General features: G+C 72.7%; 14 protein-coding genes. 9 read left to right on the top strand and 5 right to left on the bottom strand.

The features are described 5' to 3' along the window. Window positions 1-7 precede the first annotated feature (7 nt). Both ligD and RWE79_RS11780 read left to right on the top strand, forming a co-directional pair. Window positions 8-910, top strand: a complete 903-nt coding sequence (gene ligD / locus RWE79_RS11775; RefSeq protein ID WP_475940003.1) for a non-homologous end-joining DNA ligase — start codon at window positions 8-10, stop codon at window positions 908-910. Further along, window positions 907-1,716 (top strand): ATP-dependent DNA ligase, encoded by an 810-nt coding sequence (locus RWE79_RS11780; RefSeq protein ID WP_475940004.1) that lies wholly within the window; start codon window positions 907-909, stop codon window positions 1,714-1,716. The genes ligD and RWE79_RS11780 overlap by 4 nt, the downstream gene beginning before the upstream one ends. Here RWE79_RS11780 and RWE79_RS11785 read toward each other — a convergent pair. Then, entirely contained in the window at window positions 1,685-5,185 is a 3,501-nt protein-coding gene (locus tag RWE79_RS11785) for an AfsR/SARP family transcriptional regulator (protein WP_475940005.1), read from the bottom strand. The genes RWE79_RS11780 and RWE79_RS11785 overlap by 32 nt on opposite strands. Before the next feature lie 161 nt (window positions 5,186-5,346). Between RWE79_RS11785 and RWE79_RS11790 the strand changes: the two genes are divergently transcribed. Beyond that, the gene (locus tag RWE79_RS11790; protein WP_475940006.1) at window positions 5,347-6,150 is read left to right on the top strand and encodes a site-2 protease family protein; all 804 of its coding nucleotides are present in this window, start codon (window positions 5,347-5,349) and stop codon (window positions 6,148-6,150) included. On the opposite strand, the gene RWE79_RS11795 is transcribed toward RWE79_RS11790, so the two are convergent. Beyond that, complete coding sequence (locus RWE79_RS11795) at window positions 6,140-6,319, bottom strand: hypothetical protein (protein ID WP_475940007.1); 180 nt, start codon at window positions 6,317-6,319, stop codon at window positions 6,140-6,142. The genes RWE79_RS11790 and RWE79_RS11795 overlap by 11 nt on opposite strands. A gap of 61 nt (window positions 6,320-6,380) precedes the next feature. Beyond that, window positions 6,381-7,100 carry an NADPH-dependent F420 reductase gene (npdG, locus tag RWE79_RS11800; RefSeq protein WP_475940008.1) on the bottom strand — a complete coding sequence of 240 codons (720 nt, stop codon included), beginning with the start codon at window positions 7,098-7,100 and terminating at the stop codon, window positions 6,381-6,383. Between the two features lie 144 nt (window positions 7,101-7,244). On the opposite strand from npdG, the gene RWE79_RS11805 reads away from it, so the two are divergent. Continuing rightward, window positions 7,245-8,528 carry an MFS transporter gene (locus tag RWE79_RS11805; protein ID WP_475940009.1) on the top strand — a complete coding sequence of 428 codons (1,284 nt, stop codon included), beginning with the start codon at window positions 7,245-7,247 and terminating at the stop codon, window positions 8,526-8,528. A gap of 26 nt (window positions 8,529-8,554) precedes the next feature. Here RWE79_RS11805 and RWE79_RS11810 read toward each other — a convergent pair whose 3' ends face one another. Beyond that, a complete protein-coding gene (locus RWE79_RS11810) occupies window positions 8,555-8,794 on the bottom strand; it encodes a hypothetical protein (RefSeq protein ID WP_475940010.1) in 240 nt (79 codons plus the stop codon). A gap of 41 nt (window positions 8,795-8,835) precedes the next feature. On the opposite strand from RWE79_RS11810, the gene map reads away from it, so the two are divergent. The 5 genes from map (at window position 8,836) to RWE79_RS11835 (ending at window position 14,136) form a co-directional block, all read left to right on the top strand. After that, window positions 8,836-9,684, top strand: coding sequence for a type I methionyl aminopeptidase (map, locus tag RWE79_RS11815; RefSeq protein ID WP_475940011.1), 849 nt, complete (start codon window positions 8,836-8,838; stop codon window positions 9,682-9,684). A 104-nt stretch (window positions 9,685-9,788) separates the two neighbouring features. Then, window positions 9,789-10,925 (top strand): iron uptake system protein EfeO, encoded by a 1,137-nt coding sequence (gene efeO, locus RWE79_RS11820; protein ID WP_475940012.1) that lies wholly within the window; start codon window positions 9,789-9,791, stop codon window positions 10,923-10,925. Between the two features lie 18 nt (window positions 10,926-10,943). Continuing rightward, window positions 10,944-12,278: an iron uptake transporter deferrochelatase/peroxidase subunit gene (gene efeB / locus RWE79_RS11825; protein ID WP_475940013.1), complete on the top strand. Its 1,335-nt coding sequence runs from the start codon at window positions 10,944-10,946 to the stop codon at window positions 12,276-12,278. 6 nt (window positions 12,279-12,284) lie between these two features. Further along, window positions 12,285-13,259 (top strand): iron uptake transporter permease EfeU, encoded by a 975-nt coding sequence (efeU, locus tag RWE79_RS11830; RefSeq protein WP_475940014.1) that lies wholly within the window; start codon window positions 12,285-12,287, stop codon window positions 13,257-13,259. Beyond that, the gene (locus RWE79_RS11835; RefSeq protein ID WP_475945759.1) at window positions 13,186-14,136 is read left to right on the top strand and encodes an SCO2278 family lipoprotein; all 951 of its coding nucleotides are present in this window, start codon (window positions 13,186-13,188) and stop codon (window positions 14,134-14,136) included. The genes efeU and RWE79_RS11835 overlap by 74 nt, the downstream gene beginning before the upstream one ends. Before the next feature lie 90 nt (window positions 14,137-14,226). Here RWE79_RS11835 and RWE79_RS11840 read toward each other — a convergent pair whose 3' ends face one another. Beyond that, complete coding sequence (locus RWE79_RS11840) at window positions 14,227-14,955, bottom strand: bifunctional DNA primase/polymerase (RefSeq protein ID WP_475940015.1); 729 nt, start codon at window positions 14,953-14,955, stop codon at window positions 14,227-14,229. Window positions 14,956-14,997: the final 42 nt, after the last annotated feature.

The following is a 14,997-nucleotide window of genomic DNA, read 5'->3' on the forward strand; positions in this document are numbered from 1 at the left end:
CCACACTATGCCCGCCTCGCCCGAGCGGCAGGCCGTGGAGGTCGACGGCCGCCGCATCGTACTGACCCATCTGGACCGGGTGGTCTTCCCCGCCTCCGGCCACACCAAGGCGCAACTGCTGCACTACTACGCCCAGGTCGCGGCGGCCATGGTCCCGCACGCGGCGGGACGGCTGGCCTCGTTCGTACGGGCGCCGGAGGGGCCGCAGGGGCAGACCTGGTTCGCCAAGCGGCCGCCGAACGGCACGCCGGAGTGGGTGCGGACCGAGGAGGTGCCCGACAAGGACGACCCGCAGCCGCATGTGGTCGTCGACTCCACGGCCACCCTGGTGGCGATGGCCAATCTCGGCGGCTTCGAGGTGCATGTGCCGCAGTGGACGGCCGACGGCGGGCGGGACGCGCACGACCGGCTGGTGCTGGATCTCGATCCCGGCGAGGGGGCCGATCTGGTGGTGTGCTGCCGGGTGGCGGAGCGGCTGCGCCAGATGCTGCACGACGACGGGCTCACCGCCTATCCGGTGACGTCTGGCAGCAAGGGGCTGCATCTGTACGCGCCGCTGGTGCCCGCCCCGGCCCGCAGCGCGGCCGGCTACGCCAGGACGCTGGCTGCCAGGATGCGGGACGAGCATCCGGGGCTGGTGGTGGTGTCGATGGCCCGGAACCTGCGGGCGGGCAAGGTGCTCATCGACTGGTCGCAGAACGCCTCGGCCAAGACCACGGCCTGCCCCTACACCGTGCGGGTACGGCAGCGGCCGGGCGTGGCGACGCCGGTGACCTGGGACGAGGTGGCCGCCTGCCGCAGCCCGGCAGACCTGGTCTTCACCCCGGAGGACGTCCTGGAACGGGTGGCGGAGCACGGCGACCTGATGGCCGCGCTGGACTCGGGCACCGTACGGGGGAGGCTGCCGTGACCGGCGACCCGGTCCCGCCGCCGGTCCAGGTCGTGCTGGCCCGCCGGGTGGAGCGGCTGCCGGAGCCCGGGGACCTGCCCGGCGGATGCGCGTACGAGCCGAAGTTCGACGGGCACCGGCTGGTGGTGCTGACCGGGCCGGTGCGGTTGCAGACCCGGTCCGGGCGGATGGTCACCGGGACCTTCCCGGAGATCGCGGCGGCGGCCGGGGCCCTGCCACCCGGCACGGTCCTCGACGGCGAGCTGGTGATCTGGCAGAACGGCAGGCTGGACTTCGGCGCCCTGCAGAAACGGGCCCTGCGCGGCGCCCGTACACCGCCGGCGAACTACGCCGCCTTCGACCTGCTGGCCTGCGACGGCCTCGACTGGCGGGGCCGCCCGTACGAGGAGCGCAGGCTCGGCCTGGCCGCGCTGCTGGGCGGGCTCGGACCGCCGCTGCAGCCCGTCCCGATGACCGCGGACCGGGCGGAGGCCGAGTCCTGGTACAGCGGGCTGGCCGCCGGCGGTGTCGAGGGACTGGTCGTCAAGGGCCGGGCCCAGCGCTACCGGCCGGGCCGGCGGGACTGGCTCAAACTGCGGCACAGCGTCCCCCAGGACGCCCTGGCGATCGGCACCGACGGGCCGGCCCTCGTGGTGGACCTGGGCGACGGGCCGGTCACCACGGCGCCGCTGGAGGCAGCCCTGCGTGCGGAACTGGCCGCGCTGCCCGTGCCGCCCGGACCCGACGCGCCGCTGCCGGTGGAGGTGTCGCAGGGCAGCGGGCGGCACGGCGCGGTCACGGTGCTGCGGCTGCGCCCGGAAGCCTGACGGCGTCGTGCATCGCCGCCACGGCCTGCTCGACGTCGAGGGCGCCGCCCTCGGCGTGCGCCGCCTCGTACACCGGGTCGCCCAGCCGTGCCCGCAGCGTGGCCTCGGCCTCGGCGACGGCGGCCGCCTGGTGGGGGCTCAGCACGAGCGGGCGCAGCCGGACGTGGGCACCAAGAAGGGTGGCGGCGCGGCGACAGCGGTCGTGGGTGAGGCCCCGGTCCGCGCCGGGGCCCTGGCCGGCGTCCTCGGGGAGGCGGGCCAGGGTGGTGATGGCGACGGGGAGCAGCAGGACGGCGAGGCGGGGTGCGATGACGGAGGCCAGCGGGTGGCCCTGGAGGCGGTCGAGGCCCTGGGCGATCAGCGCCACACCGCCGACCGCGTCGCCCTCGATGCCCTGTACCCAGCCCTTCATGCCCAGCAGCAGCCCGGCGATGAACGGGGGCACGCCCGCCGGCATGGCGTCCAGCACCTCGTCCATCAGGGCACGGGCCTCGACGACCTCGCCGCGCTGGCCGAGCAGACCGGTGAGCAGGACCCGGCCGTAGAGGCCGGCGCCGGCGCCGTCGCCGCCGACCCCGAAGCTCTCGGCGTCGGCGATGCCGGACCGCAGCAGGCGTTCGCCCTCCTCGGTCCGGCCGCTGCTGACCAGGGAGTCGCCGAGCCGGATGTTCAGCATCGGCACCTGCTGGTACGAGCCCAGCCGGCGGGCCAGGACGATCGCCTCGCGGCAGCACTCGGCGGACCGGGCCCAGTTGCCCAGGCCCGTGGCGGTCTCGGCCTCGCCGGCGAGGCATTCGGCCACGCCCCAGTCGTCGCCGACCTGCTCGAACAGGGCGCGGCTCTCGCGCAGGTCGTTCATCGAGGGTCCGATGTCGTCGGCGACGTCGTTCATGACCTTGGCGCGCAGCTGGAGGATGAACGCCAGCTCCCATACGCGGCCGTGGCGGCGGCAGCTCTCCACCGTCTCGTCGGCCAGGTCGCGCAGCCGGTTGAAGTCGCCGCTCATGAAGCACGCGAAGGGCCGCAGCAGTCCCGGCCGGACGCTGGACTGCGGCAGTTCCGGCGGATAGGCGGCCACGAAGGCCTTGCCGAGCGCGGCCCCCTCCGCGTTGTTCCAGAAATCCATGTCGCCCTCGTGGCCGAGATAGACCGCGAGCCGCGCCCAGCGCCGGGCCTCCCGCAGCTGGAGCGGGGCCAGCGGTGGCGGCCGGTCGAGGGGGCCGTGGTCCAGCGGTACGGCCGGCTCGGACGCCGCGAAGACGTCGGCGTCGCTCATCGCCGCCACCGCCTCGGGCCACGCGCGCAGCTCGGAGCGGTAGTTGCGCATCTCCCAGAACCACAGGCAGCCCAGGGTCAGGACCAGTGCCTCGTGTTCGTCCCCGGCGTCGACCGCCCGGCGCAGCGCGGCGCGCAGGTTGTCGTGCTCGCGCTCCAGGCGGTCCAGCCAGTCCAATTGCTCGGGGCCGCGCAGCAGGGGGTCGGCGGTGCGGATGTACTCGCGGAAGTGGACGGTGTGGCGGCGTTCGACGGCGGCCCGCTCTCCGGACTCGGCGAGGCGTTCGGCGGCGTACTCGGCGATGGTCTCCAGCATGCGGTAGCGGGCGCCGTCCTCGGTGAGGTCGGCCAGGACGAGGGACTTGTCGATGAGTGAGCCGAGGAGTGCGGCGGTGTCGGCGGCGTCCGGTCCCTCCAGGCCGTCCCCCGCGCAGACCTCCTCGGCGGATTCGAGGGTCCAGCCGCCCGCGAAGACCGCGAGGCGGCGCAGCAGGACCCGCTCGTCGGACTCCAGCAGGTCCCAGCTCCAGTCGACGACCGCGCGCAGGGTCTGCTGGCGCGGAAGTACGGTGCGGCTGCCCGCGTTGAGGATCCGGAAGCGGTCGTCGAGGCGGTCCGCGAGCTGACGTGGGGTCAGTCCGCGCAGCCGGGCGGCGGCCAGTTCGATGGCCAGCGGCAGCCCGTCCAGGCGGCGGCACAGTTCGGCGCAGGCCTGGGGGTCCTCGTCGGGGGTGAAGCCGGGGCGGGCCGCGGCCCCCCGGTCGGCGAGCAGGCGCAGCGCGGGCGGCTGCGGCAGCGGGTCCAGGGGGCGCACGGCCTCCCCCGGTATGCCGAGCGGTTCGCGGCTGGTGGCCAGCACCGTCACGCCGGGGCAGTACGCGAGCAGGGTCTCGGCCAGCGCGGCGGCGGCGTCGATGACGTGCTCGCAGTTGTCCAGTACGAGCAGCAGCCGGCGCCCGGCGCAGTGCTCGGCAAGCTTGAGCGAGGCGTCCTTGGCCCGGTTGTCAGCCGCCAGGACGGCTTCGGCCGCCGAGCCGCCGTGCAGCAGCGTCTCGCGCAGCCCCAGGGCGTTGAGCACGGTCTCCGGGACGTTGCGGGGATCCTCCACGGGGGCCAGTTCGGCGAACCACACGCCGTCGTCCCAGCGGTCCGCGACCAGGTCGCCGGCCTCCTGCGACAGCCGGGTCTTGCCGGTGCCGCCGGGGCCGGTGAGCGTGACCAGCCTGGCGGTCGCCAGGTCGGCGCGGAGCGCGGCGAGGTCGCTCTCACGGCCCACGAAGCTGGTCAGGCGGGCGCGGGCGTTGCCGGTCCGGCGGGCGGCCGGCACCGGCACGTCCCCCGGACCCGGCGCGGCGGGGTCAGCGGTCCTGGGTGCGGCGGGCGGAGACCCGGCGAGCGGGGAGCCGGGCAGTGGGGACCCGGGCGGTGGGGACCCGGGCGGTGGGGACCCGGGCGGTGGGGATCCGGGCGGTGGGGATCCGGCGAGCAACTCGGCGTGCAGCGAGCGCAGTTCGGGGCCCGGGTCGGTGCCGAGCCGGTCGGCGAGGGTGCGCCGGACCTCCTCGTACGCCGCGAGGGCGTCCGCCGGCCGGCCTGCGGCGCGCAGGGCCCGGATGTGCAGCGCCCGCAGCGGCTCGTTCAGCGGGTGCGCGGTGGCCAGTTCGGCCAGCCCGGGCAGCGCCTGCTCGGCCCGGCCGAGGGCCAGATCGGCGGTGAGCCGCAGCCGCTGGGCGGTCAGCCGCAGCGCGTCGTAGCGGGGGGCCACGGCCGCCCGGTCCGGCAGGTCCGCCAGGGCGGGGCCGCGCCACAGCGCCAGCGCGTCGTCCAGGACGGCGGCCGCCTTCGCCGGGTCCTGGTCGGTCAGGGCCCGGCCGCCCTCGTCGACCAGCCGCTCGAAGCGGTGGGCGTCGACCGCCTCGGGGCTCGCGCTCAGCCGGTACCCGCCGTCCACCGAGCCGATCGCCTCGCGCCCGATCGCCCGCCGCAGCCGCCCGACCAGCGCCTGCAGGGCCGCGGGCGCGTCGGCGGGCGGCTCGGCCTCCCACACCTCGTCGATCAGTCCGTCGGTCGTCCGCGTCCGCCCGGGGCTCAGTGCCAGCGCCGCGAGCAGTGCGCGCAGCCGGGCGCCGGACAGCGGCACCGTGGTGCCGTCGTCGCGGTGGGCCTGCGTCGTTCCCAGAATGCTGTAGCGCACGGCACCATTCTGCCTACTCCCCGCACCCCGCTCGCCGGATCGGCTGAACCCCGGGCACTCGCGTTGTGCCCGGAACGTTGGCATGATCGGGCGGCCAGGGCCGTGAGCGAGCACGCCGGGTGCCCCGCACGCCGTACGACCCCCAGAGGAGCCCCGCGAGAATGACGACTGCGGCAACGAGCAGTGACCGCCGTATCAGCCCGATCTTTCTCGGGCTGGTGGCGGTCATGGGGGTGTCCGGCTGGGGTGTGTGGACGGGCTTCTCGGTGAGTACGGGCTTCGCGGTGTTCCTGTTCGTCGTGACCGGCTGGGTGGTGTCGCTGTGCCTGCACGAGTACGCGCACGCCCGCACCGCCCTGCACGGCGGGGACATCACGATCGGCGCGAAGGGCTACCTCACGCTCAATCCTCTGAAGTACACCCACGCGGTGCTCAGCATCGTGCTGCCGGTGGTCTTCGTGATCCTGGGCGGGATCGGGCTGCCGGGCGGCGCGGTGTTCATCGAGCGCGGACGGATCCAGGGGCGCTGGAAGCACAGCCTGATCTCGGCGGCGGGGCCACTGGTGAACGTGGCGTGCGCGGTGGCACTGCTGACCCCGTTCGCGCTGGGGGCGCTGGACACCGTGCCGGGGCCGTTCCTCGCGGCGCTGGCGTTCCTGGCGATGCTCCAGGTGACGGCGGCGATCCTCAACCTGCTGCCGGTCCCGGGGCTGGACGGGTACGGGATCGTCGAGCCGTGGCTGTCGTACAGCTTCCGCCGTCAGGTGGAGCCGTTCGCCCAGTTCGGGCTGCTGGCGGTGTTCGGCTGCCTGTGGATCCCCGAGGTGAACAGCGCGTTCTTCGGCGCGGTGGACGCGATCATGCGGACCTTCGGGGTGGACGAGGCGTTCACCTACTGCGGGCAGGCGTGGTTCCGCTTCTGGCAGGGCGACCCCGACCTGTGCACGCGCTACCTCAACGGCTGAGCCCGGACCGGGACCGGTGCGCGCGCACGTAGTACCAGCACATGTTGCTGGACAGGCCCGCGACGAGGATCCACAGGATGCCCAGCCAGCTGCCCTGGACGAAGGAGACGACCGCGGCGGCCACCGCCAGGACGCAGACGACGAGGGCGTAGAGGGCGAGGCGGGGCATGGGGGGCGGCTCCTGTCGGATCACGTACGGACGCTGCCATTGTCCCCCATGCCCGGCGCCGTCAGAGGTCGGTGACGCGCAGCCCGGCGTGGGCCTTGTAACGGCGGTTCACGGAGATCAGGTTGGCGACCAGGGCCTCGACCTGGTGGGCGCCGCGCAGCCGGCCGGCGAAGACGCCGCGGATGCCGGGGATGCGGTTGGCCAGGGCCTGCACGGTGTCGGTGTCGGCGCGGGTCTCGCCGAGCACGAGGACGTCGGTGTTGATCTCCTCGACGGCCGGGTCCTCCAGGGTCACCGCGGACAGGTGGTGGAAGGCGGCGGTGACCCGCGACCCGGTGAGGATGGCGGCGGCCTGCTCGGCGGCGCTGCCCTCCTCGACCTTGAGCGCGTACGCGCCCTTCTTGTCGAAACCGAGCGGGTTGACGCAGTCCACGACCAGCTTCCCGGCCAGTTCCTCGCGCAGCGACTCCAGGGTCTTGGCGTGCCCGTCCCACGGCACCGCCACGATCACGATGTCGCTGCGCCGGGCGGTCTCGGCGTTGTCCGCTCCCTGGACGCCCAGGCCCAGTTCGGCGGCCGTGGCCTGGGCGCGGTCGGCGGCGCGCGAGCCGATGATCACCTGCTGGCCGGCCTTGGCCAGCCGGTACGCCAGGCCCCGGCCCTGCGGACCGGTGCCACCGAGCACGCCGACGACGAGGCCGGATACGTCGGGCAGGTCCCAGGGGTCCTTCGCGGGGGCCTTGGCGGGGGTGGCGGCGGGTGCGTTGTCAGCGGTAGTCATAGCGTGATCCTGCCAGCCACCTGCCCTGATCGCTTCCCCGCCGTGATGTGATGCTGACCTCTCGGCCGGTCGCCGGGGCGCGGGCCGGAGGTTGGGGGAAAACCGGTTGCCGGGGGTGGGGCCGCGCGCGGAGCATCGGGCAGCGTGCCCCGACTGCTGCCCGACCTCGCTCCCTGGCGCTCCTCGCGCGACTTCCGGCTGATGTGGCTGGCCGGGGTCGTGACGATCTTCGGCAGCTTCCTGACCTTCGTCGCGGTTCCGGTCCAGCTCAAGGAACTCACCGGCTCGGCGCTGGCCGTCGGGGCGGTCGGGGTGGTGGAGCTGGTGCCGCTGGTGGTCTTCGGGCTGTACGGGGGCGCGCTCGCGGACGCCATGGACCGGCGGAGGCTGATCCTGTGGACCGAGGCCGCTCTCGGGGTGCTGTCGGTGCTGCTGCTGGCCAACACGCTGCTGCCGAGCCCCGCCGTCTGGCCGCTCTATGTCGTCGCCGCCCTGACCAGCGCCCTCACCGGGCTGCAGCGTCCCGCGCTCGACGCGATCGTGCCGCGTATCGTCCCCCATGAGCAGCTCGGCGCGGCGGCCGCGCTCAACGCGCTGCGCTGGCAGGTCGGGGCGATCGCCGGGCCCTCGCTGGCCGGGGTGCTGATCGCGTTCGCCGGTCCGGCCTGGGCGTACGCCCTGGACGCGGTGTCCTTCGCGGTCTCGGTCGCCCTCGGGCTGGGGCTGCGGCCCTCGCCCGCCGCGCACGACGCCGAAAAGCCGTCGCTGCGCAGCATCGGGGAGGGCGCGCGCTACGCCTGGGGCCGCAAGGAGTTGCTGGGCACGTACGCCATCGATCTGGCCGCGATGTTCTTCGCGTACCCCACCGCGGTCTTTCCCTTCCTCGCCGACGAACTGGACGCCCCCTGGTCCCTGGGGCTGATGTACGCGGCGGGCACCGTCGGTTCGCTCGTGGTGAGCCTGACCAGCGGCTGGACCTCGCACATCCACCGCCACGGCCGTCTGATCGTCTTCGCCGCGCTCTCCTGGGGCGCGGCCATGGCCGTCGCCGGCTGGATGCGCGACGTGTGGCTGGTGCTGCTCTTCCTCGCCGTGGCCGGTGGCTGCGACATGATCAGCGGCATCTTCCGCTCCACCATCTGGAACCAGACCATCCCGGACGACCTGCGCGGCCGTCTGGCCGGCATCGAGCTGCTCTCGTTCTCCGTGGGTCCGCAGCTCGGTCAGGTCCGGGCCGGCGGTACGGCCGCGCTGACCGGCGTCCGTACCGCCGTCTGGTCCGGCGGTCTGGCGTGCGTGGCCGCGGTGGGGGTGCTGGCCGTGTGCCTGCCGACGCTGATGGCGTACGACGCGCGGGAGGGGACGGCCGGCACGGGCGGCGGTCCGGCGCGCGAGGACAGCGGGGCGGCGGGACAGGCGGCCCGGTGAAAGGCGAACGGTGAACGCGGGCGGTCTCAGCCCTGGTTCCCGTCCTCCTCCGGTGACCGGTCGTGCCAGCGGGGGTCCTTCTCCCACTGCTCGTTGCGCGCGGCGGCGGTCGCCATGGCGTGCTCGGCCTCGCCCCGGGTGGCGTAAGGACCGAAGCGGTCCTTGGCGGGGCAGTCGGGGCCCTCCTCCACCTTCTTGTGCTCAAGGCAGTAGAACCATTCGCCCGGCTTTCCCTCCGGCTTGCGTACCCGCTTGAAGAACGACATGGCTTCATAGTGCCCGGCGGGCCGTGGATACACTCGCTGACATGTCAGTCCTCGTGCCCGGGAGGCTTTCGCCGACCCGATCCGTCCCCGCCTCGATCCCCCGCCCGGAGTACGTCGGCCGGCCGGCCCCGACCCCCTACACCGGGCCGGAGGTGCAGGACGCCGAGACGGTGGAGAAGATGCGGATCGCGTCCCGGATCGCCGCGCGGGCCATGGAGGAGGCGGCCAAAGCCATCGCGCCCGGGGTGACCACGGACGAGCTGGACCGGATCGCGCACGAGTACATGGTCGACCACCGGGCCTATCCGTCGGACCTGGGCTACCGGGGCTTTCCCAAGTCGCTGTGCGCGTCGATCAACGAGGTCATCTGCCACGGCATCCCGGACTCGACCGAGCTGCGCGACGGCGACATCGTCAACCTCGACGTGACGGCGTACATCCACGGGGTGCACGGCGACACCAACGCCACCTATCCGGTCGGTGATGTCGACGAGGAGTCACGGCTGCTGGTGGAGCGGACCCGCGAGTCGCTCAGCCGGGCGATCAAGGCGGTACGGCCGGGCCGGCAGATCAATGTGATCGGCCGGGTCATCGAGTCGTACGCGAAGCGTTTCGGCTACGGCGTGGTCCGGGACTTCACCGGGCACGGCATCAACACCTCGTTCCACTCCGGGCTGATCGTGCCGCACTACGACGACCCGCGGGCGACGACCGTGATCAAGCCGGGGATGACCTTCACCATCGAGCCCATGCTGACACTGGGCACGCACGACTACGACATGTGGGACGACGGATGGACCGTGGTCACCAAGGACCGCAAGCGCACCGCGCAGTTCGAGCACACCCTCGTGGTGACCGACACGGGGGCAGAAATCCTTACTCTGCCGTGACCGACCCGGTATGACGGGTTAGACGAGGCTCATGTAGGTTAGGGCAGCCTTCCCAAGGGAAGGCTGCCCTATCTGTCCTGTTGCACGAGCAGCCTGGAGCCCGCATGTCGACCGCCCGCATGTCCGCCGTGACCGCCGCAGGGATCGTGGTCGCCGTCACCGCCGTGACCGGATGCGCCGACAAGGCTGACGCGACCGGATCCAACGCCGTCAAGGTGACCGCGACCGACAGCAAGTGCCAGGTATCGAAGACCAAGTTCGCCGCCGGCAAGATCACGATAGCCATCGCCAACAAGGGCTCGAAGGTCACCGAGGTCTACGTCTACACGCCGAGCGACAAGATCGTCACCGAGCGGGAGAACATCGGCCCGGGCACCAAGGCGACCATCACCTCCGTGATCAAGGCCGGTACGTACGAGGTCGCCTGCAAGCCCGGCATGAAGGGCACCGGCATCCGGCAGAAGATCACCGTCACCGGCAAGGGCGCCGTCAAGACCGATCCGCGCCTGGACAAGGCCGTGGCCCAGTACCGGACGTATGTGCAGGCGCAGGCGGACCAGACGCTTCCGGCGGTGAAGAAGTTCGCCGCCGCGATCAAGAAGGGCGACCTCGCCGCGGCGAAGGCGGAGTTCGCGAACTCGCGGATCGGCTGGGAACGCACCGAGCCGGTGGCCGAGTCCTTCGGCGACATCGACCCCAGGACCGACGTGCGCGCCGACGGTCTTGAGGACGGCCAGAAGTGGACCGGCTGGCACCGCCTGGAGAAGTCCCTGTGGCAGGACAAGAAGATCGGCTCGACCGAGAAGAGTCTCGCCGACCAGCTGGTCTCCGACCTGGAGGACTGGCAGACCCGGGTCGGCAAGGCCGACATCACCGCGACCAGCATGGCCAACGGCGCCAAGGAGCTGCTCGACGAGGTCGCCACCGGCAAGGTCACCGGTGAGGAGGACCGCTACAGCCACACCGACCTGTCGGACTTCTACGCCAACGTCGAGGGCGCCGAGAAGGCCTACCAGCTGCTGAAGCCGGTCGCGTCGGAGAACGACGCGGCGCTGACCAAGGAACTGGACAAGCAGTTCGCGTCGATCAAGAAGTTGCTGGACACCTACCGCGAGGCCGGCAGCTCCTCGGGGTTCGTCTCGTACGACACCGTGCGCAAGTCGGACAGCAAGAAGCTGTCGGACGCCGTCAACTCGCTCGCCGAGCCGCTGTCCCGGCTGGCCGCCGCGGTCGCGAAGTAAGCAGAGGGAGAACGGGTCATGGCTGAGCCTGAGGCCGACAAGAGCGCCGACAACAGCGCCGGCAAGAGCGCGGACGAGACGACCGGGAAGGCCGCCACCGCGACGGCCGCCACCTCCCGCCGGGCGGTGCTCGGCTGGACCGGCGCCGGCGTCGTACTCGGCGCGGCGGCGGCCGGGGGCGCGGTCACCGCGCTGCGGACCGGCGACGACACCCAGAACGCGGCCTCGGCCGGGGCCGCGGTGGCCTTCCACGGCACGCACCAGGCGGGCATCGTGACGCCGGTCCAGGACCGGCTGCACTTCGCGGCGTTCGACATCACCACCGACGACCGTGACGAACTGGTCCAGCTGCTCAAGGACTGGACGGCCGCGGCGGCGAGGATGACCAGGGGCCAGGCGGTCGGCGACGGGGCGGTCGGCGGGCTCGCCGAGGCGCCCCCGGACGACACCGGCGAGGCGCTGGGCCTCCAGCCGTCCCGGCTCACCCTCACCGTGGGCTTCGGCCCGGGGCTGTTCGACAAGGACGGCAAGGACCGCTTCGGGCTGAAGAAGTACCGGCCCGAGGCGCTGGTCGACCTGCCCAGGTTCCCCGGTGACGCGCTCGACACCCGGCGCAGCGGCGGCGACCTGTGCGTCCAGGCCTGCGCCGACGACCCGCAGGTCGCGGTGCACGCGATCCGCAACCTGGCCCGTATCGGCTTCGGCAAGGTCGCCGTCCGCTGGTCGCAGCTCGGCTTCGGCAAGACCTCCTCCACCACGCCCGACGAGCAGACCCCGCGCAACCTGATGGGCTTCAAGGACGGCACGCACAATGTCGCCGGTTCCGACCGGGCCACCCAGAAGAAGCATGTGTGGGTCTCCGGGGAGGACGGCCCGAGCTGGCTGGCCGGCGGCTCGTACCTGGTCGCCCGCCGGATCCGGATGCACATCGAGACCTGGGACCGCACCTCGCTCCGCGAGCAGGAGGACATCTTCGGCCGCACCAAGGGCGAGGGCGCCCCGGTCGGCAGGAAGCACGAGCGGGACACCCCCAACTTCAAGGCCATGAAGCCCGACGCGCACGTCCGGCTCGCGCACCCGGACAACAGCGGCGTGACGATCCTGCGCCGCGGCTACTCCTTCACTGACGGCACGGACGGGCTGGGCCGGCTGGAGGCGGGGCTGTTCTTCCTCGCCTACCAGCGCGACGTCCGGTCGGGCTTCATCCCGCTGCAGAAGCGGCTGGCGAAGACCGACGCGCTCAACGAGTACATCCAGCACGTGGGTTCGGCGGTCTTCGCCGTGCCGCCGGGCGTCCGCGACAGCGGCGACTGGTGGGGCAGCGCGCTGTTCGACAACCCCGAAGGGAAGTGACCGGGCGTGTTCGGCAACTATCTGATCGGTCTGCGGGAGGGCCTGGAGGCCAGCCTGGTCGTCTGCATCCTGGTCGCCTACCTGGTGAAGACCGACCGCAGGGACAAACTGCCCCCGGTGTGGACCGGCGTCGGCGCCGCGGTCGTGCTCAGCCTGGGCTTCGGCGCGGCGCTGCAGTTCGGCTCGCAGGAGCTGACCTTCGAGGCGCAGGAGGCGCTCGGCGGTTCGCTGTCGGTCATCGCGGTCGGTCTGGTGACCTGGATGGTGTTCTGGATGCGGCGTACCGCGCGGCATCTGAGGGCCGAGCTGCACGGCAAGCTGGACGCGGCGATCGCCATGGGCACCGGCGCGCTGGTCGTCACCGCCTTTCTGGCGGTGGGCCGTGAGGGCCTGGAGACCTCGCTGTTCATCTGGACGGCGGTGCAGGCCACCGACGACGGCTACCGCCCGGTGGTCGGGGCGGGCCTGGGGCTGCTGACCGCGGTCGTGCTGGGCTGGCTGTTCTACCGGGGCGCGGTGCGCATCAATCTGGCCAGGTTCTTCACCTGGACCGGGGCCATGCTGGTGGTCGTCGCGGCCGGTGTGCTGGCGTACGGCTTCCACGATCTCCAGGAGGCCGGCTGGCTGCCGGGGCTCGCCGCGCGCGCCTTCGACATCAGCGAGCAGATCCCCGTCGACAGCTGGTACGGGACGCTGCTGAAGGGCGTGTTCAACTTCCAGCCGGACCCGACCTGGCTCCAGGTCACGGTCTGGGCGCTGTATCTCGTACCGACGATGTTCCTGTTCCTCGCCCCCGGTAGGGTTGCCGCGCCGAGTGCCGCCAGTGCCGCCGCAGCAGCCCCGAAGGAGCGCACGTCCGATGACCCGCAGGCCGCCGTTTCTGCCAGCTCTCGCCCTGCTGACACTGATGGCGCCGGCCATGACGGGGTGCGTGACGGTGCACGGGGAACAGGCGCTCGTTCCGTCCGTGAGGAAGGCTGAGGCCGCCCGGGTCCTGTCCGGGTTCGCCCGCACCAACAACAAGGCCAACAAGAACTTCGACCCGGAGCTGATGGCCACCATCGAGACCGGCGCACTCGGGCTGACCGACGTGGCCGGTCTCAAGGCGAAACACGCCAACAACCCTGACGGCAACCCCTCGTACAAGCCGATCGAGCTCACCGACGCCCACTTTCTGATACCCCGTCAACGCGGCTGGCCCAAGTGGTTCGTCGCCGACGCGGTGAGCAACAAGACCGAGAACGGCCGCTGGTTGCTGGTCTTCCGGCGCGGCAGCTCGGCCGAGCCCTGGAAGGCCTCCAACATCGGGGTGTACGGCGACTCGGACGACCTGGAGTTCGCCCGGGACGGCGACGGCTACGCCGAGACCGTGCCGGCCGCGGCGCCGGATCTGCTGGTCCGGCCCGACCGGTTGAGCGCGCGGTACACGGACTACCTGCGCGACGGCTCCACCGGTTCCGACGGTTCGGCGGGCGGCGCCGTCTTCGCCGCCGGGCCCGCGACGTCCAAACTGCGCAGCACCCGCGCCGCCAACTCCCGTACGGCGACCCTCGCCCTCCAGTACGCCGACCAGCCCGTCAAGGACCGTGAGTACCCGCCGGTCGCGCTGCGGCTGAAGGACGGCGGCGCGCTGGTCTTCTTCGCCTCCCACCACACCACCCGCGCCACGTCGCTGCGGCCCGGGGTGGCGCCCGCGGTCGACGAGGACACCAAGGCGCTGATGACCGGCACCGTGAAGACCGCTGTCACCTATGTACGGCTCGGTGAACAGGCCGCGACGGTGCCTGCCAAGGCGGACGGCGGCAAGGTGACGGTCCTGAGCCGGGTGGTCGGCCTGATCTCGGCGAAGGGCGAGTGACGCCACTCCCCGGCGCTCTGCCGCCACTCCCTCCACTCCCGCAGCGGCCTTCCCTACGGCTCCCTACGGGCGATTCCGTACGTACGGCCCTCAGAGCCAGCCCACGTTCTCCGGCTCGGGCTCGACCTGGGCGCACGCGTCGGTGAGGACCTCCAGCAGCGGCAGCGGATCGGGCAGCGCACGCTCCGGGCCGCGCCCCGGCAGCCACTCCACGGCGGAGCCCGACGGCAGCCGCGAGGGCGGCACCAGCACATAGCTGCCCCGGCAGTGCCAGCGCAGGCCCGGGTGCTCGTCGGCCGTCTCGGGATGGCAGTCCAGCTCGCAGGGCCACCACTCGTCCTCGTCGGCGGTGGCGCGGGTGCCGGTGAAGAACAGCATCCGGTCGTCGGACAGGGCGACCGGCCCGACCACGGCGCCCTCGGCGGCCAGCCGCTCCAGGGCGATCCGCCCGGCCTCCGCGGGGACGTCGAGCACGTCGTGGTTGCGGCCGGTGGCGGTGATGAAGTTGGCCAGCGGCTGGGTGCGCAGCCACTGTTCGACCGTGGGGCGGTCGGTACTGGCCTGGGTGTGCCAGGCGAACGAGACCGGGTGCATGCCCGGGGTCGGACAGCCGATCCGGTCACAGGAGCAGCGGAAGCCCGACACCCCCGAGGGATGGGCGGCCGGTGCCAGGGGCAGTCCGGCGTCGGCGGCGGCCAGCAGCAGTTCGTCCCGGAGCCGGCTTCGCGCGGACGGCTTGCCGGTGCCCGCTCCGTCGCTGCCGTCCTGATCCGCCGAACGGCGGCGCAGCCAGTCGGACAGTCTGCTCTTGCCTGCCATCGAGCCCCTTGCCCCTCTCCCCTGCGTGTGCCTGCGGTCACC

Source organism: Streptomyces sp. RLA131 (genome assembly GCF_056270125.1).